The following is a 17686-nucleotide window of genomic DNA, read 5'->3' on the forward strand; positions in this document are numbered from 1 at the left end:
GCCCCCCGCCGCGGGGGGGGGGGGGGGCCCCCCCCCCCCCCCCCCCACCACCACCCCCCCCCCCCCCCCCGGGCGGGGGGGGGGGGGGGGGGCCCCCCCCCCCCCCCCCCCCCCCCACGCCCCCTTTTCGGACCGCTCCAGGAAGCCAAGAAGTGAAACCCCTCACACTCATCAGGTCCAGCAGCGCGCTGCGGGTCGCGCCTGTCGCCCTGCTTCTCGTGTTCGCCTACTACGCCACCGATCTCGGTGACGACCTCCGTATCGATCCGCTGGGCTACTCCGCCACCGTCGTCGACGCGGTGCTGCGCAACCTGCTGCCCGTGGCCTTCGCGGTCGCCTCGGGTCTCGCCGCCTGGGAGGCGCGCAAGCTGGGAGCCTCCGGAATCTGGGGGCTGGGGGCGGTGCGATCCCGCTACACCGTCGCCGCACAGCACCTGGCTCCCGTCGTCGTACTGGCCTGGCTGCTCCTCGTCCTCCCCACGCTGTGCGCCCTTGCTCAGGAGCAGGTCGCACCCGACCTGCCCGGCCTCACGCTGCTGGCGTTCGCGCTGGTGCTCTGCGTCGCCCACGGCATCGTCGGATTCGCCGTCGGAGCCACCGTCCGGCACATCGCCGTGGTGCCCATCATCGCGGTCACCGACTTCCTGGCCGTCGGCTGGTCCACGGGACTGGAGACACCGTGGCCCCGGCACCTCACCGGGCTCTTCGCCGGAAAGATGATGTTCGGTGAACTGCCCACCCCCGCCGCCCTCGCGGCTCCCCTCCTGCTCGCCGTCGGTTCCGCCTGCGCCATGGCCCTGCTGTGGGCGCCCGTTTCCCGCTGGCTCCGAGGAGCCGTCGCGGCAGCACTCGTCTTCGTCTGCGCGTTCGGCTCGTTCTCCTTGGTCGGCAACTGGAGCTACATAGGCCCGCGGAGCACCGGTCACGGCACGGTCGCCTGCGCCGGGCAGTCCCCCCGCATCTGTCTGCCCGAGGCGCGCGCCCAGCACATCTCCTTTCTCACCGAGGAAGCGGAGGCCACGCTGGAAACCCTGAGACGAGCCGGCCTGCCCGCCGAGCCGGCTTCCATCGCGGACACTTCCCTCAGCCTCCGGTATCCCGAACCGTCCACCGAGGACGACTGGACCGTCCCGCTCGGGGTGGGCGAGGCGACCGGCACCGTCCGCTACCAGATCGCCCGCGAAGTGGTGCGTTTCGAATGCGCCCCTCCCGCCACCAGTCCCGCCCGCCAGGTCTACTTCTGGGTGTCCTCCAAGGTCGGGCAGGCGGACACCTACTTGAGACGGCTCAGCTCCGAGCCCGATTTCACCCCTCAGGAACGCAGCCGGATCCAGGACGGAGTGGGGAAGGTCCTGCGGTTGAGCAAGGATCGGCAACTGGACTGGTACGAGAAGACCGTGGCGGAGGCCTGCGAGGAAGACGGGAAGACAACGTGATGTGGTGGCTGCGTGCTCGCCGCGCCCACACTCGGCTGCCCCTGGGCTTCCTGATGTTCGCGCTGCTGGCGGCGATCGTTCAGGACACCCCCCTCTTCCTGCCGTCCATCTGGTCCGGCGGCTCCGAGATCGTGCAGGCCGCCACACTGGTCCCGCTCGTGCTGACCTCGGTCCTCTTCGACTGTCTGCACACCCGGCTGGACGCCGCCGAGAACACCGGAATCCGACCCGTCAGGTCCTTCGACGTCCTGCTCTCGCTCGGCGTGGTGGCCCTCGCATGCGCTGTGGGTGAGGTGATCGCCATGGTCACCGGGGCAGCGTCGGCCGAGACACTGGGCCGCAACACGGCCTTCCTCGCCGGCCTCACCCTGTTGTGCGGGGCTCTCTTCGGGAGGTCCGCGGTCCTCGTTCCCGCGCTGTGGCCGCTGCTCGGCGTGCTGTTCGGCATGAGAGCGCCCGGTGACGCCTATCCGTGGACCGTCCTCCTCGAACCGCCCGGCACCTGGTACGCCACGACGGGAGCCGTCTTGATGCTCACCGTCGGCGTGGGTGCCCACCTCCTTTCACCGAACCGCTTCGCACGGAGAGCCGCATGACGCTTGTTCTCGATTCCTGCACTTTCGCCTACGGTCGACGGCGGGCTGCCGTGCTGAAGGACTTCAGCTACCGCCTTCCGGACGGACTGACCATCCTTCTCGGACCGAACGGGGCCGGAAAGTCCACCATGTTGCAGCTGGCCGCTGCCGTCACCGCGCCGCAGCGGGGAACCGTGACGTGGGACGGACTCGACGCGAAGAGCAAGGACTACCGGCGGACGGTGGCCTGGATGCCGCAGAACATCACCCCCCTGCCCTCGCTCACGGCACGAGAGTACGTCGCCTATGTGGGCTGGCTGAAGGGAATGAGCAGGGGCGATGCCTGGGCCAACGCTCCTCGGGCGCTGTCCCGCGTCGAGATGTCGGAGCGCGCCGACACCCGCACCAGCCGGCTCTCGGGCGGCCAGCTGAGGCGGGTGGGGGTGGCCTGTGCCCTGGTCCACGAGGCACGGGTGCTCCTCCTGGACGAACCCACGGCCGGTATGGACCCACGTCAGCGACGGGTTTTCCGTGATCTCCTGGGCTCGGTCAAGGACGAGGTCCGCATCCTGCTGTCCACGCATGACGTGACCGACCTCGCCGAAGAGGCCGATCACGTGTCCGTACTGGTGGGCGGACGTCTCGTGCAGAACGGCTCGACCGGCGAGTTCCTCGCCCACACTCCGCCCGGTACGGCGCAGGGCCGGGCCGCCGAAGGGGCTTATACGACCCTGCTCGAGTCGGCCTGACCCGCTCAGGCGAGCCGGGTCACGTGTCCTGGATCCCCAGATCCTTGAGGATCTTCGCCACGTGACCCGTCGCCCGGACGTTGTACAGCGCGCGCTCGACCTTGCCCTCCTCGTCCACGACGATCGTGGAGCGGATGACGCCCATGTAGGTCTTGCCGTAGTTCTTCTTCTCGCCGAAGGCGCCGTAGGCGTCCAGGACCTGCTTGTCCGGGTCGGCCAGCAGCGTGACCTTCAGGGACTCCTTGTCGCGGAACTTGGCCAGCTTCTCGGGCTTGTCGGGGGAGATGCCGATCACCTCGTAGCCCGCGCCGGCCAGCAGCTCCAGGTTGTCCGTGAAGTCGCAGGCCTGCTTCGTGCAGCCGGGGGTGAGGGCGGCCGGGTAGAAGTACACGATGACCTTGCGGCCCTTGTGGTCCGACAGGGACACCTCGGTGCCGTCGGCGTCGGGCAGGGTGAAGGCGGGGGCCACGTCCCCCGGCTGGAGTCGCTCGCTCATCGGACCAGCGTAACCGGGGGTCGGGGCAGTGCGATGAGCCGTGGAGCTGACAGACTGGTCGGCACAGGCTTCACACCGACTTCGGAGGCGACACGGTGGCGGACACGGCGGACACCAGGACCCCGGCGCAGATCGAGGCGGACATCAGGCGCCGCCGCGCGACGCTGGCCGAGACCCTCGACGAGATCGGGGTGCGGGTGCACCCGAAGACCATCGTCGGGGACGCCAAGGCCAAGGTCGCGTCCAACATCGATCACACCCTCGGGCGGGCGTACGTGGAGGTCAACCGGGCCGTCACGGACGTGCGCGGCCGGTTCGTGGACGAGGACGGGGCGCCGCGGCTGGAGCGGGTCGTGCCCGTCGCGCTCGTCGTCGTCGGCGTGGTCGGGCTGCTCGCCGTCAGCACGCGGCGTCGCAAAGGCTGACCCGACCGCGTACGTCCCCGGGGAAGACAGGTAGGTTTCAAGGCGTGAGCGCCAAGAGAAACGAGCACAGCACCCATCCTGACAAGCTGCCGATCCGGATGCTGCACGACCGCGTACTCGTGCGGCAGGACACCAGCGAGGGCGAGCGGCGTTCCGGCGGCGGCATCCTGATCCCCGCCACGGCGGCGGTCGGCCGGCGGCTGGCCTGGGCCGAGGTCGTCGCGGTGGGGCAGAACGTACGGACCGTGGAGCCGGGCGACCGGGTTCTGTTCGACCCGGAGGACCGCGCCGAGGTCGAGGTGCGCGGTATCGCGTACGTGCTCATGCGCGAGCGTGATCTGCACGCCGTGGCCGCGGACCGGTTCGAGGGCTCGGAGGACTCGACGGGCCTCTATCTGTAGTCCGGCCGCAGTCCGGACAGCGACGGCGAAGGGGCCGGTGACGGGAGTCACCGGCCCCTTCGCCGTCGCTTTGCTACGTTGGAGGGACCCCCGACGAGACGCGCCGTACCGGGACGAAGGCAAAGACGACGCACCCCACCGTCAGCCCGTTTCCCGGAGGTGCCCGTCATGGCCTGGGTTCTGCTCGTCGTCGCCGGTCTGCTCGAAGTCGGGTGGTCCGTCGGTATGAAGTACACCGACGGCTTCACGCGCCCGCTCCCCAGCGTTCTCACCGGCGCCGGCATCGTCGCCAGCATGCTGCTGCTGTCCCAGGCGGCCAAGACGCTGCCCATCGGTACCGCCTACGGCGTGTGGGTGGGTATCGGGGCGGCCGGGGCGGCGGTGTTCGGCATGGCCGTGCTGGGGGAGCCGGCGACCGCCGCCCGGATCTTCTTCGTGTGCCTGCTGCTGGTCGCCGTGGTGGGGCTGAAGGCGACCAGCGGTCACTGAGCTATTCGCGGCGGGCGCCCTGCGGGACCACGCCCCAGCCGGGGCCGGTCGGGCCGCCCGTCTCCCCGCCGTCGGTCGCGTCGCCGCCGCCCTCCGTCGTGCCGCCGTCGGTCGAGCCGCCGTCGGTGGCGGTGCCGCCGTCGCCGGTCCCGCCGTCCGCGGTGCCGCCGCCGGTCGGGGACTCGCCGCCCGTGCCGCCGTCGGTGGTGCCGCCGTCACTCTGGCCCTCAGTCTGCCCCTCGGGCGCGCTGGGGGACTGGCCGGGCGTCTCGGTGCCGGTCTCCTGGCCGCCGCTGGACGTGCTGCCGCCGTCGGTGGTGCCGCCCGTGGTCGGGTCGGCCGGGGTCTCGGTGCCGGGGGCCTGCGAGACGTCGGCGCCGGGCTGGAGCCGGAGGTCGAAGTCGGTGACCGGCTTGTTCTTCAGGGCGTCCCGGGTGAACTGGGCCCAGATCTCGGCCGGCGGCCCGCCGCCGTTGACGCGGTCCAGGCCCATCGCGCCGTACAGCGACTTGTGGGCGGCGGTGACCGGGTCCTGGCCCATGACGGAGACGACCGTGGCGAGGTCGGGGGTGTAGCCCGCGAACCAGGCCGCGGTGTCCTCCTCGGCGGTGCCGGTCTTGCCGGCGGCGGGGCGGCCGGCGGCCTGCGCGGCGGATGCCGTGCCGTTCTGGACGACGCTGCGCAGGACCGAGGTGGTGGTGTCGGCGGCCTCGCGGCTCACGGCCTGCCGGGTGCGCCGCTCGGGCAGGTCGATCGGCGAGCCCTCCTTGGTGACCTTCTTGACCATCGTGTACGTGCCGTGCCGGCCGTGGTTGGCGAGCGTGGCGTACGCCTCCGCCATGTCGAGGACGCTGGCGGTGGCCGTGCCGAGCGCGACGGCGGGGCCGTCGGCGAGGTCGGGGGTGTTCTCGGGAACGCCGAGGTCGATCGCGGTCTGCTTGACCTTCTGGGGGCCGACGTCGGCCGCCATCTGCGCGTACACCGAGTTCACGGACTTGTCGGTGGCCTCGGTGACGGTGACGTCGCCGTAGGAGACCTGGTCCTCGTTCTCCGGGGCGTACGGGTCGCCGGTCCAGCCCTGGACGGGGCGCTTGTTGGTGCCGTCGTAGATCGTGTTCGGGGTGATCACGCGGCCGTCCTGGGTCTCCGAGTGGTTCTCGACGGCCGAGGTGAACACGAACGGCTTGAAGGTGGAGCCGACCTGGAAGTCCCTGCGGGTGGCGTTGGGGGTGTACTGCTTGACGTAGTCGATGCCGTTGTACATCGCCACGACTTCGCCGTTCTTCGGGTCGACGGCGGCGCCGCCCGCGCGGACGTAGGTGTCGACCTTGTTGTTCTTCTTGTCGAGCTTGTCCATCAGCTTGTCGTTGACGGCCTTCACGAAGGCGTCCTGCCGGGGCTTCTGGAGCGTCGTGGTGATGCGGTAGCCGCCGGCGTCGAGCTGGTTCTCGTCGATGATCTTGTTCTGGGTGAGGTAGTCCTTGACGGTCCGCACGATGTAGCCGCGCTGCCCGGACATGCCGGTGGACAGGGTGGACTCCTTCGGCACCGGGAACTTCATGCCGGCCCGCTTGGACTCGCTGAGCCAGCCCTTCTTGACCATGCCGTCCAGGACGTAGTTCCAGCGGGACTCGGCGGCCCTGCGGTTCTCGGGGTGGGCGACGACGTCGTACTGGCTGGGCGCGTTGACGAGCGCGGCGAGGTAGGCGGCGCGGGCCGGGTCGAGGTCGGTGGCGTCCATGCCGTAGTAGGCCTGGGCGGCGGCCTGGATGCCGTAGGCGTTGCGGCCGAAGTAGCTGGTGTTGAGGTAGCCCTCGAGGATGTGGTCCTTGCTGACCTCGCGGTCCAGCTTGATCGCGATGAAGAATTCCTTGGCCTTGCGCGTGAGGGTCTGGTCCTGGCGCAGGTAGTAGTTCTTCACGTACTGCTGCGTGATCGTGGAGCCGGACTGCTTGCCCTTGCCGAGGGCCGTGTTCCAGGCCGCGCGGAGCATGGCCTTGGGGTCGACGGCGGACTCGGTGTAGAAGTCGCGGTCCTCGGCGGCCAGGATCGCGTGCTGGGCGTCCTTGGAGATCCGCGGGAGTGTGACGTTCTCCCGGTTGATCTCGCCGTCGCGGGCGATCACCGAGCCGTCCGCGTACAGGTAGACGTTGGCCTGCTTGGTGGCGAGCGCGTTGGCCGGCGGGATCTTCACCAGCGAGTAGCCGAGGAAGAAGCCGCCGACCAGCAGCAGGGCGACGACGAGGAAGGCGCCGAGCGTCATGCGCCACGTCGGGATGATCCGGCGCCAGCCGGTGCGCTTCGGTTTCCCGGCCGGTTGGGCCTGCGGCGTGGCCGGGTCGCCGTCCGCCTGCGGCTCTCTCGGTGCCCAGCCCGGTGTCGGCTGCTGCGGCTGCGGCTCGTCACTCATGTCGTGCACGGACTCCTGTTTCGCGTCGTACGTCGTTCCCGTACGTCTCTGCTCGCTCTTGCGCCCCTGTGATGAAGACTGTCCCATCCGGCGATCAGTTCCCTGACCGAGGGCCGTGTCGTGGGGCGGGCTGCGGGACGGGCTGTGTGCGGGCGAGCGCCCAGCCGGACGCGGGATGAAGCGGGCCATCCTGCGCGCCTGTTCGTATCGCGATCCTGCGTGCGCGAGATTCGCCTGAAGGGGGACACGACGATGCGACTGCTCGCCCTGGCCACGGGCGCCCCGGCCCACGCGGACGCAACGGATCGTACCGTCTGGGCCGGTGCGCACTCGCCCCGCGGCGCCTGAGCCGCCCCTCGAAATTGCGTGGCACGCGTGATCGCCGCTCCACTAGGCTCCTGCGCTTCGGTGCCCGGCGGCGAGGAGGGCTGTGGATGTGGGCTCGGGACGGTTGTACCTGGCCGTCGCGGCGGGGGGCTTCAGACGGTACGCGACGTACCGGGCGGCCACGGTGGCCGGGGTGTTCACCAACACGGTCTTCGGCGTCGTCCTCGTCTACACGTACCTGGCGCTGTGGGACGAGAAGCCGCATCTGGGAGGGTACGACCAGGCGCAGGCCGTGACGTATGTGTGGCTGGGACAGTGCCTGTACGCGACCCTCGCCATCCAGGGCGGCGGCGCCGAGAAGGACCTGATGGCGCGCATCCGCACCGGTGAGATCGCCGTCGACCTGTACCGGCCGGCCGATCTCCAGCTGTGGTGGCTGGCGGGCGACGTGGGACGGGCGCTGTTCCAGATGCTGGGACGGGGCGTCGTCCCCTTCTTGTTCGGCGCGGCGTTCTTCCCCATGGCGCTGCCGACGTCGGTCACCCCCTGGGCGGCCTTCGTGGTCACGCTGCTGCTGGCGGCGGTCGTCAGCTTCGCGCTGCGCTTCCTGATGGCCCTGAGCGCGTTCTGGCTGATGGACGGCATGGGCGTCAACCAGGTGCTGATGATCACGGGCATCTTCTTCTCCGGCATGGTGCTGCCGCTGAACGCCTTCCCGGGCGTGTTCGGCGACATCGTGCGGGTGCTGCCGTGGGCGGCGCAGATCCAGATGCCGGCGGATGTGCTGATGGGGGAGACCGACCCGCTCGGGGCGTTCGCCTTCCAGGCGGCGTGGGCCGTGGCACTGCTCGCGGCGGGGCGGCTGCTGCAGTCGGCCGCGACGCGCCGGGTGGTGGTGCAGGGTGGGTGAGCGGAGCGCCCTGCTGGAGGGACTGCGGGCCTACCGGCTGATCGCCGGGATGTGGGTGCGCTCCAGCATGACCTACCGCACCTCCTTCGTCGTCACGGTGTTCGGCAACCTGCTGGTGACCGGCCTGGACTTCGTGGGGATCCTGCTGATGTTCTCGCAGGTCGACTCGCTGGGCGGCTGGTCACTGCCCGAGATCGCCTTCCTGTACGGGCTGTCGGTGACGGCGTTCGGGATCGCCGACCTGGTGCTCGGCTCGATGGACGTCCTGGGCTCCCGGATCCGAGACGGCTCGTTCGACATCCTGCTGGTGCGTCCCGCGCCGGTGCTCGCCCAGGTCGGCGCCGACCTTTTCGCGCTGCGCCGCCTGGGGCGGATCACTCAGGGCGCGGTGGTCCTGGGCTGGGCGCTGGTCTCGGTCGACGTCGACTGGAGCGCGCCGAAGGTGCTGCTGGTGCCGGTGATGGTCGTCAGCGGCGCGGCGATCTTCTCGGCGGTGTTCGTGGCGGGCGCGGCCTTCCAGATCGTCGCCCAGGACGCCGCCGAGGTGCAGAACGCGTTCACGTACGGCGGGACCACGCTGCTGCAGTATCCGCCGACCGTGTTCGGGAAGGACCTGGTGCGCGGCGTGACCTTCATGCTGCCGCTCGCCTTCGTCAACTGGGTCCCCGCCGCCTATGTGCTGGGCCGGCCCTACCCGATCACGCTGCCGCAGTGGACGGCCTTCGCATCGCCGCTGGTGGCGGTGGCGTGCTGTGCGCTGGCGGGGCTGGTGTGGCGGGTGGGGCTTCGTTCCTACCGGAGTACAGGGAGCTGACGGTGTTGGACGGCATGGACGGTCTGGACGGCGGCATGGACGGTGCGGACGGCGGGTTCATCGAACTCGACGGCGTCGAGAAGGTCTTCGACGTGCGCAAGAAGACCGGCTTCATGAAACGGGAACGGCGGCAGGTCCGGGCCGTCGACTCGATCTCCTTCCGCGTGGGACGCGGCGAGATGGTCGGCTACATCGGCCCGAACGGCGCCGGCAAGTCGACCACGATCAAGATGCTGACCGGCATCCTCACCCCGAGCGCCGGCCGGCTCCGGGTCGCCGGCATCGACCCCTCCCGCGAACGCACCCGGCTCGCACACCGCATCGGCGTGGTGTTCGGGCAGCGTACGACCTTGTGGTGGGACCTGCCGCTGGTCGACTCCTACCGGCTGATGCACCGCATGTACCGGATCCCGGACGCCCGTTACCGCGAGAACCTCGGCCGTCTGGTCGAACTCCTCGACCTGGGCGACCTGCTGGACGTGCCGGTACGGCAACTCTCGCTCGGGCAGCGGATGCGCGGCGACATCGCGGCGGCCCTGCTGCACGACCCGGAGGTGCTCTACCTCGACGAGCCGACCATCGGCCTCGACGTCGTGTCCAAGTCCAAGGTGCGGGAGTTCCTGCGGGAGTTGAACGCCGAGCGCGGCACGACGGTGCTGCTGACCACGCACGACCTGCAGGACATCGAGCAGTTGTGCAAGCGGGTGATGGTCATCGACCACGGGCGCCTGATGTACGACGGCCCGCTCGCCGGGCTCCACGAGGCGGGGGAGAGCGAGCGGACCCTGGTGGTGGACCTGGAGCGGGAGCTGCCGCCGATCGACGCCCCGGCACCCGCCCGGGTCGTCCGGGTGGACGGCCCGCGGCAGTGGCTGGCGTTCCCGGCGTCGGAGTCGGCGGCGCCGCTCGTCGCGCGGATCGCGGCGCAGTACCCGCTGGTGGACCTGTCGGTACGGGAGCCGGACATCGAGGCGGTGATCGCGAAGATGTACGCCGAACAGGCCGAGCGGGCGATCTCGTAGCCCCCGGCGGGGCGAACTCGTAATCTGCTGTGTATGACCGACGACTCAGTCCCGGACCTCCGCGCCTCCGACGCCGACCGTGAACGGGTCGCCGAGATCCTGCGGGACGCCCTGGCGGAGGGCCGTCTCGACATGGCGGAGTTCGAGGAGCGGCTGGACGCGACGTATCAGGCGCGGACGTACGGCGAACTGGCGCCGATCACCCGGGACCTGCCGGCCGCGGGCGTCACGGCGCCCTCCGTGTCCCTGGCCAAGGAGCCCGCCGCCGGCCCGGACGGCTCGCGCTGGTCCGGGCGGATCGTCGGCGGGGAGGGTTCCTCGTCGTGGGCCGTGGCCGTGATGTCCGGCTTCCAGCGCAAGGGACACTGGACGATGCCCCGGCGGTTCACCTGCCTCGCCCTCTGCGGAGGCGGGGAGATCGACCTGCGCGAGGCGAACTTCGCGGACCGCGAGGTCGAGATCAACGCCATCGCGATCATGGGCGGGGTGGATGTCATCGTCCCGCCCGGCGTCGAGGTCGTCGTCCGCGGCATCGGCATCATGGGCGGCTTCGACCACCGCGAGGAGGGCGTCCCCCGCGCCCCCGGCGCACCCCGCGTCGTCATCACGGGCTTCGCCTTCTGGGGCGGCGTCGGAATCCAGCGAAAACTGACCCGGGCAGAAAAACAACGCCTCCGCGAGGAACGCCGCCGCCAGCTGGACTGAGCCGCCCACCGTCATGGCCGCCTTAGCTGCGGGCAGTCGTGCCGCTGGGGCGGCACGGGTGGGCGCAGCGGCACCCCGCCACCGCCGGGCTGCGGACCCACCCCCGCCTTGGCACCCATACCCCGTGCCGAACAACAGGCAGTCCTACAGCTCCGCCGGCACCGACCCCTTAAGGCTCTCCAGGTCGAACGCCTCAGCCATCCGCGCATACCCCTTGTCACTGGGATGCAGATGATCCCCAGAGTCGTAGTCGGCCCGCAGCCGCCGCGGATCGTAAGGATCACGCAGTGCCTCGTCGAAGTCGACCACCGCGTCGAACACCCGCCCCGCACGAATCTCCGCATTGATCTGCTGCCGCACGGCTTCCCGCGCCTCCGAGTACCCCCGGTGCCCACCGAACGGCATCAGCGTCGCCCCCACGACCTTCAGCCCCCGCGCATGCGCCTGCTCGACCATCGTGCGCAGCCCGCCGACGATCGCCTTCGGATCCGCGAGCCGCGGATTGCGCAGGATGTCGTTGACCCCGAGGTCGATGACGACGACCTTGACGTTCGTCCGCTCCAGCACGTCCCGCCCGAAGCGGTTCAGCCCGCTGGGGTTGTCCGCCGGCCGGCCCAGCCCGTCCGTCAGGACGCGGTTCCCGCTGATGCCCTGGTTGACGACGCTGTAGCGCGGCAGGTCCCGCCCGGCGGAAATCTCCGCGCGTAGCCTGTCGTACAGGACATCGGTCCACCTGTTGTTGGCACCGGCGGTGGAGGTGATCCCGTCGGTGAGCGAGTCGCCGAGGACGACGACCGTGCCGTCGGACTCGTTGCTCAGCACGTCCAGCGCGGTCACGTACCGCCAGTACATGCTCTGCTCGGTGTAGGGCGAGCCCGTCGCGTCGGCCGTGTGATCGCCCTGGGCGACGTAGGAGATCTGCCGGGCGTGCGGGTGGTACGTCACCGAGCCGGAGCTGGTCGGCGTGTACGTGGTGATCAGGACGTCCGCGTCGTGCGGGATGACGATGCGCACGGCATCGCTCATCACCTGCCGGCCGGGCGGGATCACGACCGTCGGCCCGCCGTTGAAGGTCAGCTGCCGCAGGGTGTCCGGGAGCGCGGCGGCCGTGCCGCTCCCGGCGCCGACGGCGATCGAGGCGCGCGTGATGCTCAGCGGCGCCTGACCGTAGAGATTGGACAGCGTCACGCGGGCACTCGTACCGCCGACGCTGGTGTGGACGACGTTGCGCACCGAACGGTCCGCCATGCCGGTCGTCTCCGTGCCCGGCTCGGCCGCGGCCGGGGAGGTGGACCAGGTGCCGACCCAGGTGCCGGTGGAGGCGGGGGCGGCGGAGTTGTTCGGGAGGCGGTCGTCGGCGAGAGCGTTGCGCGCCGACGTACCTCTGTCGGACGCCACGCCGACGTATATGGCGGTGGAAAGGGCCACGATCGCTGCGACAACGACGGCCAATAGGGCGTAACCACGACCCCGGGTCATGCTGTGTAGTTCTCCTCGGGCGATGGGAGCCCAAGGCTCCGATCTGATATGCCCATGATGCGTCATGGGCCAGGGGAAGCTCACACGGACCCCGTGGCATTACCCCCTCCCGACAGACGCCGGGAACTCCTGATCCGTTCCAGGAGTCGGTCAGGAAGGGACAATGTGTGCGGGATCACCGAGCGGGTGGAGCGGATGGAACGGACGAAAGCAGAAGAAAAGGGCGACGTCGGAGGGCAGCATGCCCGCCCCGTCGTCACCACGAACCGTGCGATGGGCACCTTCAGCCCCGCGGACGAGGAGAAGCAGCGCGGCGTACGCCGCATGAAACTCACCGCCACCGGGCTCCTGCTGTTCGTGGCCGTGGTCTACATCCTCGCCAAGTGGGCCCAGAACTCCGGCGCCGGCCCCTGGGCGGCCTACGTCGCGGCGGCCGCCGAGGCGGGCATGGTCGGCGCGCTCGCCGACTGGTTCGCCGTCACCGCCCTCTTCCGCCACCCCCTCGGCATCCCCATCCCGCACACCGCGATCATCCCCACCAAGAAGGACCAGCTCGGCGTCACTCTCGGCGAGTTCGTCGGGGAGAACTTCCTCTCCCAGGACGTCGTACGGCAGCGGCTGCGCGCCGTCGGCATCGGCAGCCGCCTCGGCGCCTGGCTCGCCGTCCCCGAACACGCCGACCGGGTCACCGCGGAGCTGTCCACCGCCCTGCGCGGCGCCCTGACGGTCCTGCGTGACTCCGACGTCCAGGCCGTCGTCGGTGAGGCGATCACGCGCCGGGCCAACGCCCAGGAGATCGGACCCGGCATCGGCAAGATGCTGGAGAAGGTCGTCGCCGACGGCGGCCACAAGCGGGTCGTCGACCTCGTCGTCACCCGCGCGCACGACTGGCTGGTGCTGCACCGCGACGAGGTGATGGACGCCGTGGAGGGCGGCGCCCCCGGCTGGACGCCGCGCTTCGTCGACCGCAAGGTCGGCGAGCGCGTCTACAAGGAACTCCTGCGCTTCGCCACGGAGATGCGCGACATGCCCGCCCACCCCGCGCGCGGCGCCCTCGACCGCTTCCTCACCGACTTCGCCTCCGACCTCCAGTCCGACACCGACACCCGCGCCCGCATCGAGCGCCTCAAGGGCGAGGTACTGGGCCGCGGCGAGGTCCAGGACCTCATCGCCAGCGCCTGGACGGCCGTACGATCCATGATCGTCGCGGCGGCGGAGGACGAGCGCAGCGAACTGCGGCTGCGCGTACGGGCCTCCCTGCTGTCGCTCGGTTCCCGGATGGCGCGCGAGCGCAAGGTGCAGGACAAGGTCGACAAGTGGGTGGAGGACGCGGCCGTCTACGTCGTCACCACCTACCGCAAGGAGATCACCTCCCTGATCACGGACACGGTGGCGAGCTGGGACGCCGAGCACACCACGAAGAAGATCGAGGCGAACATCGGCCGCGACCTGCAGTTCATCCGGATCAACGGCACGGTGGTCGGCTCGCTCGCCGGCCTGCTGATCTACACGGTGTCGCACGCGCTGGGTGCGTGAGCGGTCGGGTGCCTGAGCGGTCGGGTGCGTGAGCGGCCGGGGACGTGACGCACCGGTGGCGTCAGTTGTCAGGGCGTAAGCGATTCCGCTCAGGGCACTCGACCCGGGTTCTTCTCGATGAGGAGGGAGCCCATGACCACCGCACAGGCCGGGACCGGCCGCACCGTGACCACCGACATCCCCGCCCGCCTCGACCGCCTCCCGTGGTCACGCTGGCACTGGACGATCGTCATCGGACTCGGCACCGTGTGGATCCTCGACGGTCTCGAAGTCACCGTCGTGGGTAACATCGCAAGCCGCCTGTCGGAACCCGGCAGCGGCCTGCCCATCACCTCCGGCGAGGTCACCGGCCTCGCGGCCGCCCTCTACGTGGCGGGAGCCTGCTCCGGCGCGCTGTTCTGGGGCCGGCTGACCGACAAGTGGGGCCGTAAAAAACTCTTCATGATCACGCTGGCGGTCTACCTCGGGGCCACCGCCCTGACCGCGATCGCCTTCGACACCTGGTGGTTCTTCCTCTTCCGCTTCCTCACCGGCTTCGGCATCGGCGGCGAGTACGCGGCCATCAACTCCGCGATCGACGAACTGATCCCCAAGGAGTACCGCGGACGCGTCGACCTGATGATCAACGGCAGCTTCTGGCTGGGCGCGGTCTTCGGCTCCCTCCTCTCGATCGTCGCGCTGGACACGGACATCTTCGCGGCGAACGTCGGCTGGCGCCTCACGTTCGCGCTCGGCGCGGTCCTGGCCCTGGTGATCCTCCTGGTCCGCCGGCACGTCCCGGAGAGCCCTCGCTGGCTGCTGATCCACGGCCGCGACGACGAAGCGGAACGCATCGTCTCCTCGATCGAGCGCAAGGTCGAGGAGGAGAACGGCGAACCGCTGCCGCGCGCGGACGGCGAGATCACCATCCACCAGCGCCGCAGCGTCACCTTCCTGGAGATCGGCCGCACGGTCTTCTCCGACTACCGCCGCCGCGCGATCCTCGGCTTCTCCCTCTTCATCGGCCAGGCCTTCCTCTACAACGCCATCACCTTCGGCTTCGGCGCGATCCTCACGACGTTCTTCGACGTCCCGAGCGGCAGCACCGGCTACTACTTCGCGGTCATCGCACTCGGCAACTTCTGCGGCCCGCTGCTGCTGGGCAAGCTCTTCGACACGGTCGGCCGCCGCGTGATGATCTCCGGCACGTACCTGCTGTCCGGCCTGCTCCTCTTCGGCACGGCCTGGCTCTTCGACCAGGGCGCGCTCAGCGCGACCACGCTGACCGCATGCTGGTGCGCGGTGCTGTTCTTCGCCTCGGCGGGCGCCTCCAGCGCCTACCTGACGGTCTCCGAGGTCTTCCCGATGGAGACCCGCGCCATGTCCATCGCCTTCTTCTACGCCATCGGCACGGCGGCCGGCGGCATCAGCGGCCCGCTCCTCTTCGCCGACCTCACCGGCACGGGCAAGGTCGGCGACACGGTCCTCGCCTTCCAGATCGGCGCGACCCTGATGTGCCTGGCCGGCCTGACAGCGGCGATCCTCGCGGTGCGGGCGGAACGCCGCTCCCTGGAGGACATCGCCACACCGCTGACGGCGGCGGAGGGCAAGGCGGACAGCGACGGCGTAGGCCCGCACCCAGCTGCGGGCAGTCGTGCCGCTGGGGCGGCACGGGTGGGCGCAGCGGCACCCCGCAAGCGCGGGTGAGCGGCCCGACCCGTGCCCGGGCCGCACGCCCAGCACCCTTGCAACGTGCCGGACGCTACTCGACCCCACCCCGCCGCACACGATCCCGCCGTCGCAGCAGAAGCAACCCACCCGCGACGGCGGTGACCCCCGCGGCGGCGGCCCACCCCACGACCTCCTCGGAACCGGTGGCGGCCAGGTCCCTCCCCGAGGCAGGCGAGGCAGGCGAGGCAACGACCGACGGAGCGGCACCCCCCTGAGGCCGGGCGCCGGACCCCGCAGCAGACGAAGCAGGGTCCGGCGCCGGCGCCGCGGGATCCGCTGCCTTGTCCCGAGTGAAGGCCAACGTTCCGAAGCCCAGCTGGTCGTACCCTCCACTGTTCGGCCCGTAATCCCCACCCCCACCCTCCGGCGCGGCCTTGGCCGCCGCACGCGTCACATACGACGCCGACATCCCCCGCCGCTTGGTGTAGTGGTTGGCGATCATCGCCCAGACGGGACGCGTCATGGCCGGGTCCACACCCGCCGCCTCCGTCGCGGTCTCACTCCCCGACCACCCCCCGATCGCCCCCTTCTTCCGCGTATTGGCCGTGTACGGCACATCCCCGCCCAGGCTCCACTTCGCCACGTACTGCGCCCCCTTGAGGAAGCGGCTGTCGTCATAGCCGTAGAGATCGATGCCCTGGTTCCAGGCCATCTCGCAGACCGTGCCCATCAGCCCGACCCCAAGCAGGGAATGCCCCTGGTCCCGCCCGGATTCGAGCCACTCGGCGAGCCCGTCCTCGTGCACGACGGGAATCGCGTGCTTGACGGACCCCGTGCCGTCCCCGTGCTTGAAGTACTCGACGGCCCGGTCGACCACGGCACGGTCGTCGCAGAAGATGCCGGTGGCGAGCACACAGGCGATGGCCGTCAGGTCCCAGTTGGGCCAGTAGTTGGTGATGACGGCACCGTTGTGATCGCTCAGGAAGCTGTCGCTGAGCGGATAAAAGACGTTCCGCATCACCTCCTGCGCCCGCCCGAGCGCGAAGTCACCGTGATCGCGTACGAGTTCGGCGGCGTTGGCGAACTGGTAGCCGTACAGCCCCGCGGCCAGGAACCGGTCGGCCGAGCCCTGGATGGATGTCAGCTTCCCCGACCAGGCGTTGAGGATCGCCACCGCGGTGTCGGCGTGAGCGGTGTCGCCGCTGACGTGGTACCGCAGGGCGTTCTGGTAGGCGGCGTGGATGTCGTTGTAGAGGACCGCGTAGTTCTGCGGCGACCCCGCACCCCGGTACACCGTCGCCTGCGGATTGGGCCGCCAGCCGCTCTGCGCGTGCCGGTTGGCGGTGAGCTTGGCGAACCCGGCCGTATAGGGTCTGGCGCCCGCCTTCACCTTGGCCGCCATACGGTCCAGGTCGGTACGGGTGTGCAGCAGCCCGGGGTGGGCGAAGGCGGAGCCGGCGGCGAGTGCCGGGCTCGCGAGAGCGGTCGTACCGACACCGGCGCCGACGCCGACACCGGCGGCTCCGGCTGCCGCGCCCGCGGCCTTCAGCATGCTCCGGCGGCTGATCTGTCGTGTCACGTGTCGTACCTCAACGTCGTAAGTCGCGTTCCTGCGGGGGACGGTGAGGAGACGGCCGGACGGCGAAGGCGATAACAAAAACTGCGCTATAGTTGATCTGCGTCCAGTCGCCGGAACTCCAAGCTCCGGTCAGACGGACGATGCGTTGGTGGTCCAAGGAAAGACGCCCCACTTCCTGTGGGGAGATGCAGGTGCAAGGCCTGCCCGGCGCTCCAGACGAGAACCCCGGCCCTGAATTTCAGGGCCGGGGTTCTTTGTGCTGTGCGCTCTGCTCAGCCGCGCCGGTCGGCGACCACCCAGGACGCCACGGCCACGGCCCCCGCCACTCCGAACACGGCAGGCCAGGCACCCACCTTCTTGGCCAGCGGATGAGACCCGGCGAAGGCGGCGACATACGCGGCAGACAACGCCCCCGCGGCCACCCCACCGGCCTGCTGCCGCCACTGCCGCGCGGCCGCGGCCCCGGCGACGGCCAGCACGGCCCCGCCGAGCGGCCGCTGCCTGGTCCAGCGGGCCACGCCGTACCCGCCCACGAGCCCGCTCGCGGCGATCACCGCACTCGGAACCTTCGCCATGCCTGCCTCCTGCTCTTGCTCCTGCTGCTTCTGCCCCGCTCGCGATCCTGAGGCTAACTCCCGAGGTCGGGGGCGCACGCGCCGGGCCGTACCAAGGCGCCTTACCGG

At 70.4% G+C, this 17686-nt stretch carries 17 protein-coding genes and 1 riboswitch; of the genes, 12 read left to right on the plus strand and 5 right to left on the minus strand.

The window, feature by feature from the left end; translation table 11 throughout:
- The first annotated feature begins 152 nt into the window (after nucleotides 1–152).
- From ACZ3I3_RS33995 to ACZ3I3_RS34005, 3 genes are read left to right on the plus strand one after another with little or no spacing between them, the layout of a single operon-like run.
- Nucleotides 153–1436: a hypothetical protein gene (locus tag ACZ3I3_RS33995; RefSeq protein WP_467371351.1), complete on the plus strand. Its 1284-nt coding sequence runs from the start codon at nucleotides 153–155 to the stop codon at nucleotides 1434–1436.
- Complete coding sequence (locus ACZ3I3_RS34000) at nucleotides 1436–2032, plus strand: hypothetical protein (protein ID WP_467371353.1); 597 nt, start codon at nucleotides 1436–1438, stop codon at nucleotides 2030–2032. The genes ACZ3I3_RS33995 and ACZ3I3_RS34000 overlap by 1 nt, the downstream gene beginning before the upstream one ends.
- Nucleotides 2029–2760, plus strand: coding sequence for an ATP-binding cassette domain-containing protein (locus ACZ3I3_RS34005; protein WP_279546528.1), 732 nt, complete (start codon nucleotides 2029–2031; stop codon nucleotides 2758–2760). Before ACZ3I3_RS34000 ends, ACZ3I3_RS34005 begins: the two co-directional genes overlap by 4 nt.
- 19 nt (nucleotides 2761–2779) lie before the next feature.
- On the opposite strand, the gene bcp is transcribed toward ACZ3I3_RS34005, so the two are convergent.
- Complete coding sequence (bcp, locus tag ACZ3I3_RS34010) at nucleotides 2780–3256, minus strand: thioredoxin-dependent thiol peroxidase (RefSeq protein ID WP_467371356.1); 477 nt, start codon at nucleotides 3254–3256, stop codon at nucleotides 2780–2782.
- 95 nt (nucleotides 3257–3351) lie between these two features.
- Here bcp and ACZ3I3_RS34015 point away from each other — a divergent pair, with 95 nt between their 5' ends.
- The 3 genes from ACZ3I3_RS34015 (at nucleotide 3352) to ACZ3I3_RS34025 (ending at nucleotide 4571) form a co-directional block, all read left to right on the plus strand.
- Nucleotides 3352–3681 (plus strand): DUF3618 domain-containing protein, encoded by a 330-nt coding sequence (locus ACZ3I3_RS34015; RefSeq protein ID WP_467371358.1) that lies wholly within the window; start codon nucleotides 3352–3354, stop codon nucleotides 3679–3681.
- Between the two features lie 44 nt (nucleotides 3682–3725).
- Entirely contained in the window at nucleotides 3726–4082 is a 357-nt protein-coding gene (locus ACZ3I3_RS34020; protein WP_010040015.1) for a GroES family chaperonin, read from the plus strand.
- 67 nt (nucleotides 4083–4149) lie between these two features.
- A riboswitch (guanidine-III (ykkC-III) riboswitch) is annotated at nucleotides 4150–4217 on the plus strand.
- A 33-nt stretch (nucleotides 4218–4250) separates the two neighbouring features.
- Nucleotides 4251–4571, plus strand: a complete 321-nt coding sequence (locus tag ACZ3I3_RS34025) for a DMT family transporter (RefSeq protein ID WP_031140108.1) — start codon at nucleotides 4251–4253, stop codon at nucleotides 4569–4571.
- A gap of 1 nt (nucleotide 4572) precedes the next feature.
- Here ACZ3I3_RS34025 and ACZ3I3_RS34030 read toward each other — a convergent pair whose 3' ends face one another.
- Complete coding sequence (locus ACZ3I3_RS34030) at nucleotides 4573–6981, minus strand: transglycosylase domain-containing protein (RefSeq protein ID WP_467371362.1); 2409 nt, start codon at nucleotides 6979–6981, stop codon at nucleotides 4573–4575.
- 436 nt (nucleotides 6982–7417) lie between these two features.
- Between ACZ3I3_RS34030 and ACZ3I3_RS34035 the strand changes: the two genes are divergently transcribed.
- From ACZ3I3_RS34035 to ACZ3I3_RS34050, 4 genes are read left to right on the plus strand one after another with little or no spacing between them, the layout of a single operon-like run.
- Nucleotides 7418–8218, plus strand: a complete 801-nt coding sequence (locus ACZ3I3_RS34035) for an ABC transporter permease (RefSeq protein WP_467371364.1) — start codon at nucleotides 7418–7420, stop codon at nucleotides 8216–8218.
- Complete coding sequence (locus ACZ3I3_RS34040; protein ID WP_467371366.1) at nucleotides 8211–9032, plus strand: ABC transporter permease; 822 nt, start codon at nucleotides 8211–8213, stop codon at nucleotides 9030–9032. Before ACZ3I3_RS34035 ends, ACZ3I3_RS34040 begins: the two co-directional genes overlap by 8 nt.
- 35 nt (nucleotides 9033–9067) lie before the next feature.
- Complete coding sequence (locus ACZ3I3_RS34045; protein ID WP_467371540.1) at nucleotides 9068–10054, plus strand: ABC transporter ATP-binding protein; 987 nt, start codon at nucleotides 9068–9070, stop codon at nucleotides 10052–10054.
- Between the two features lie 33 nt (nucleotides 10055–10087).
- A complete protein-coding gene (locus tag ACZ3I3_RS34050; protein WP_467371368.1) occupies nucleotides 10088–10759 on the plus strand; it encodes a DUF1707 SHOCT-like domain-containing protein in 672 nt (223 codons plus the stop codon).
- Between the two features lie 144 nt (nucleotides 10760–10903).
- Here ACZ3I3_RS34050 and ACZ3I3_RS34055 read toward each other — a convergent pair whose 3' ends face one another.
- A complete protein-coding gene (locus ACZ3I3_RS34055) occupies nucleotides 10904–12238 on the minus strand; it encodes an SGNH/GDSL hydrolase family protein (RefSeq protein ID WP_467371370.1) in 1335 nt (444 codons plus the stop codon).
- A gap of 165 nt (nucleotides 12239–12403) precedes the next feature.
- Here ACZ3I3_RS34055 and ACZ3I3_RS34060 point away from each other — a divergent pair, with 165 nt between their 5' ends.
- A complete protein-coding gene (locus ACZ3I3_RS34060; protein WP_467371372.1) occupies nucleotides 12404–13774 on the plus strand; it encodes a DUF445 domain-containing protein in 1371 nt (456 codons plus the stop codon).
- 132 nt (nucleotides 13775–13906) lie between these two features.
- Complete coding sequence (locus tag ACZ3I3_RS34065) at nucleotides 13907–15460, plus strand: MFS transporter (protein WP_467371374.1); 1554 nt, start codon at nucleotides 13907–13909, stop codon at nucleotides 15458–15460.
- A gap of 55 nt (nucleotides 15461–15515) precedes the next feature.
- Here the strand turns inward: ACZ3I3_RS34065 and ACZ3I3_RS34070 are convergent, their stop codons facing one another.
- Together ACZ3I3_RS34070 and ACZ3I3_RS34075 are read right to left on the minus strand one after the other, a co-directional pair.
- Nucleotides 15516–16976 carry an alginate lyase family protein gene (locus ACZ3I3_RS34070; protein ID WP_467371542.1) on the minus strand — a complete coding sequence of 487 codons (1461 nt, stop codon included), beginning with the start codon at nucleotides 16974–16976 and terminating at the stop codon, nucleotides 15516–15518.
- A gap of 299 nt (nucleotides 16977–17275) precedes the next feature.
- Complete coding sequence (locus ACZ3I3_RS34075; protein ID WP_020272524.1) at nucleotides 17276–17578, minus strand: hypothetical protein; 303 nt, start codon at nucleotides 17576–17578, stop codon at nucleotides 17276–17278.
- Nucleotides 17579–17686 lie beyond the last annotated feature (108 nt).

This window comes from Streptomyces sp. NPDC016851, from assembly GCF_055562795.1.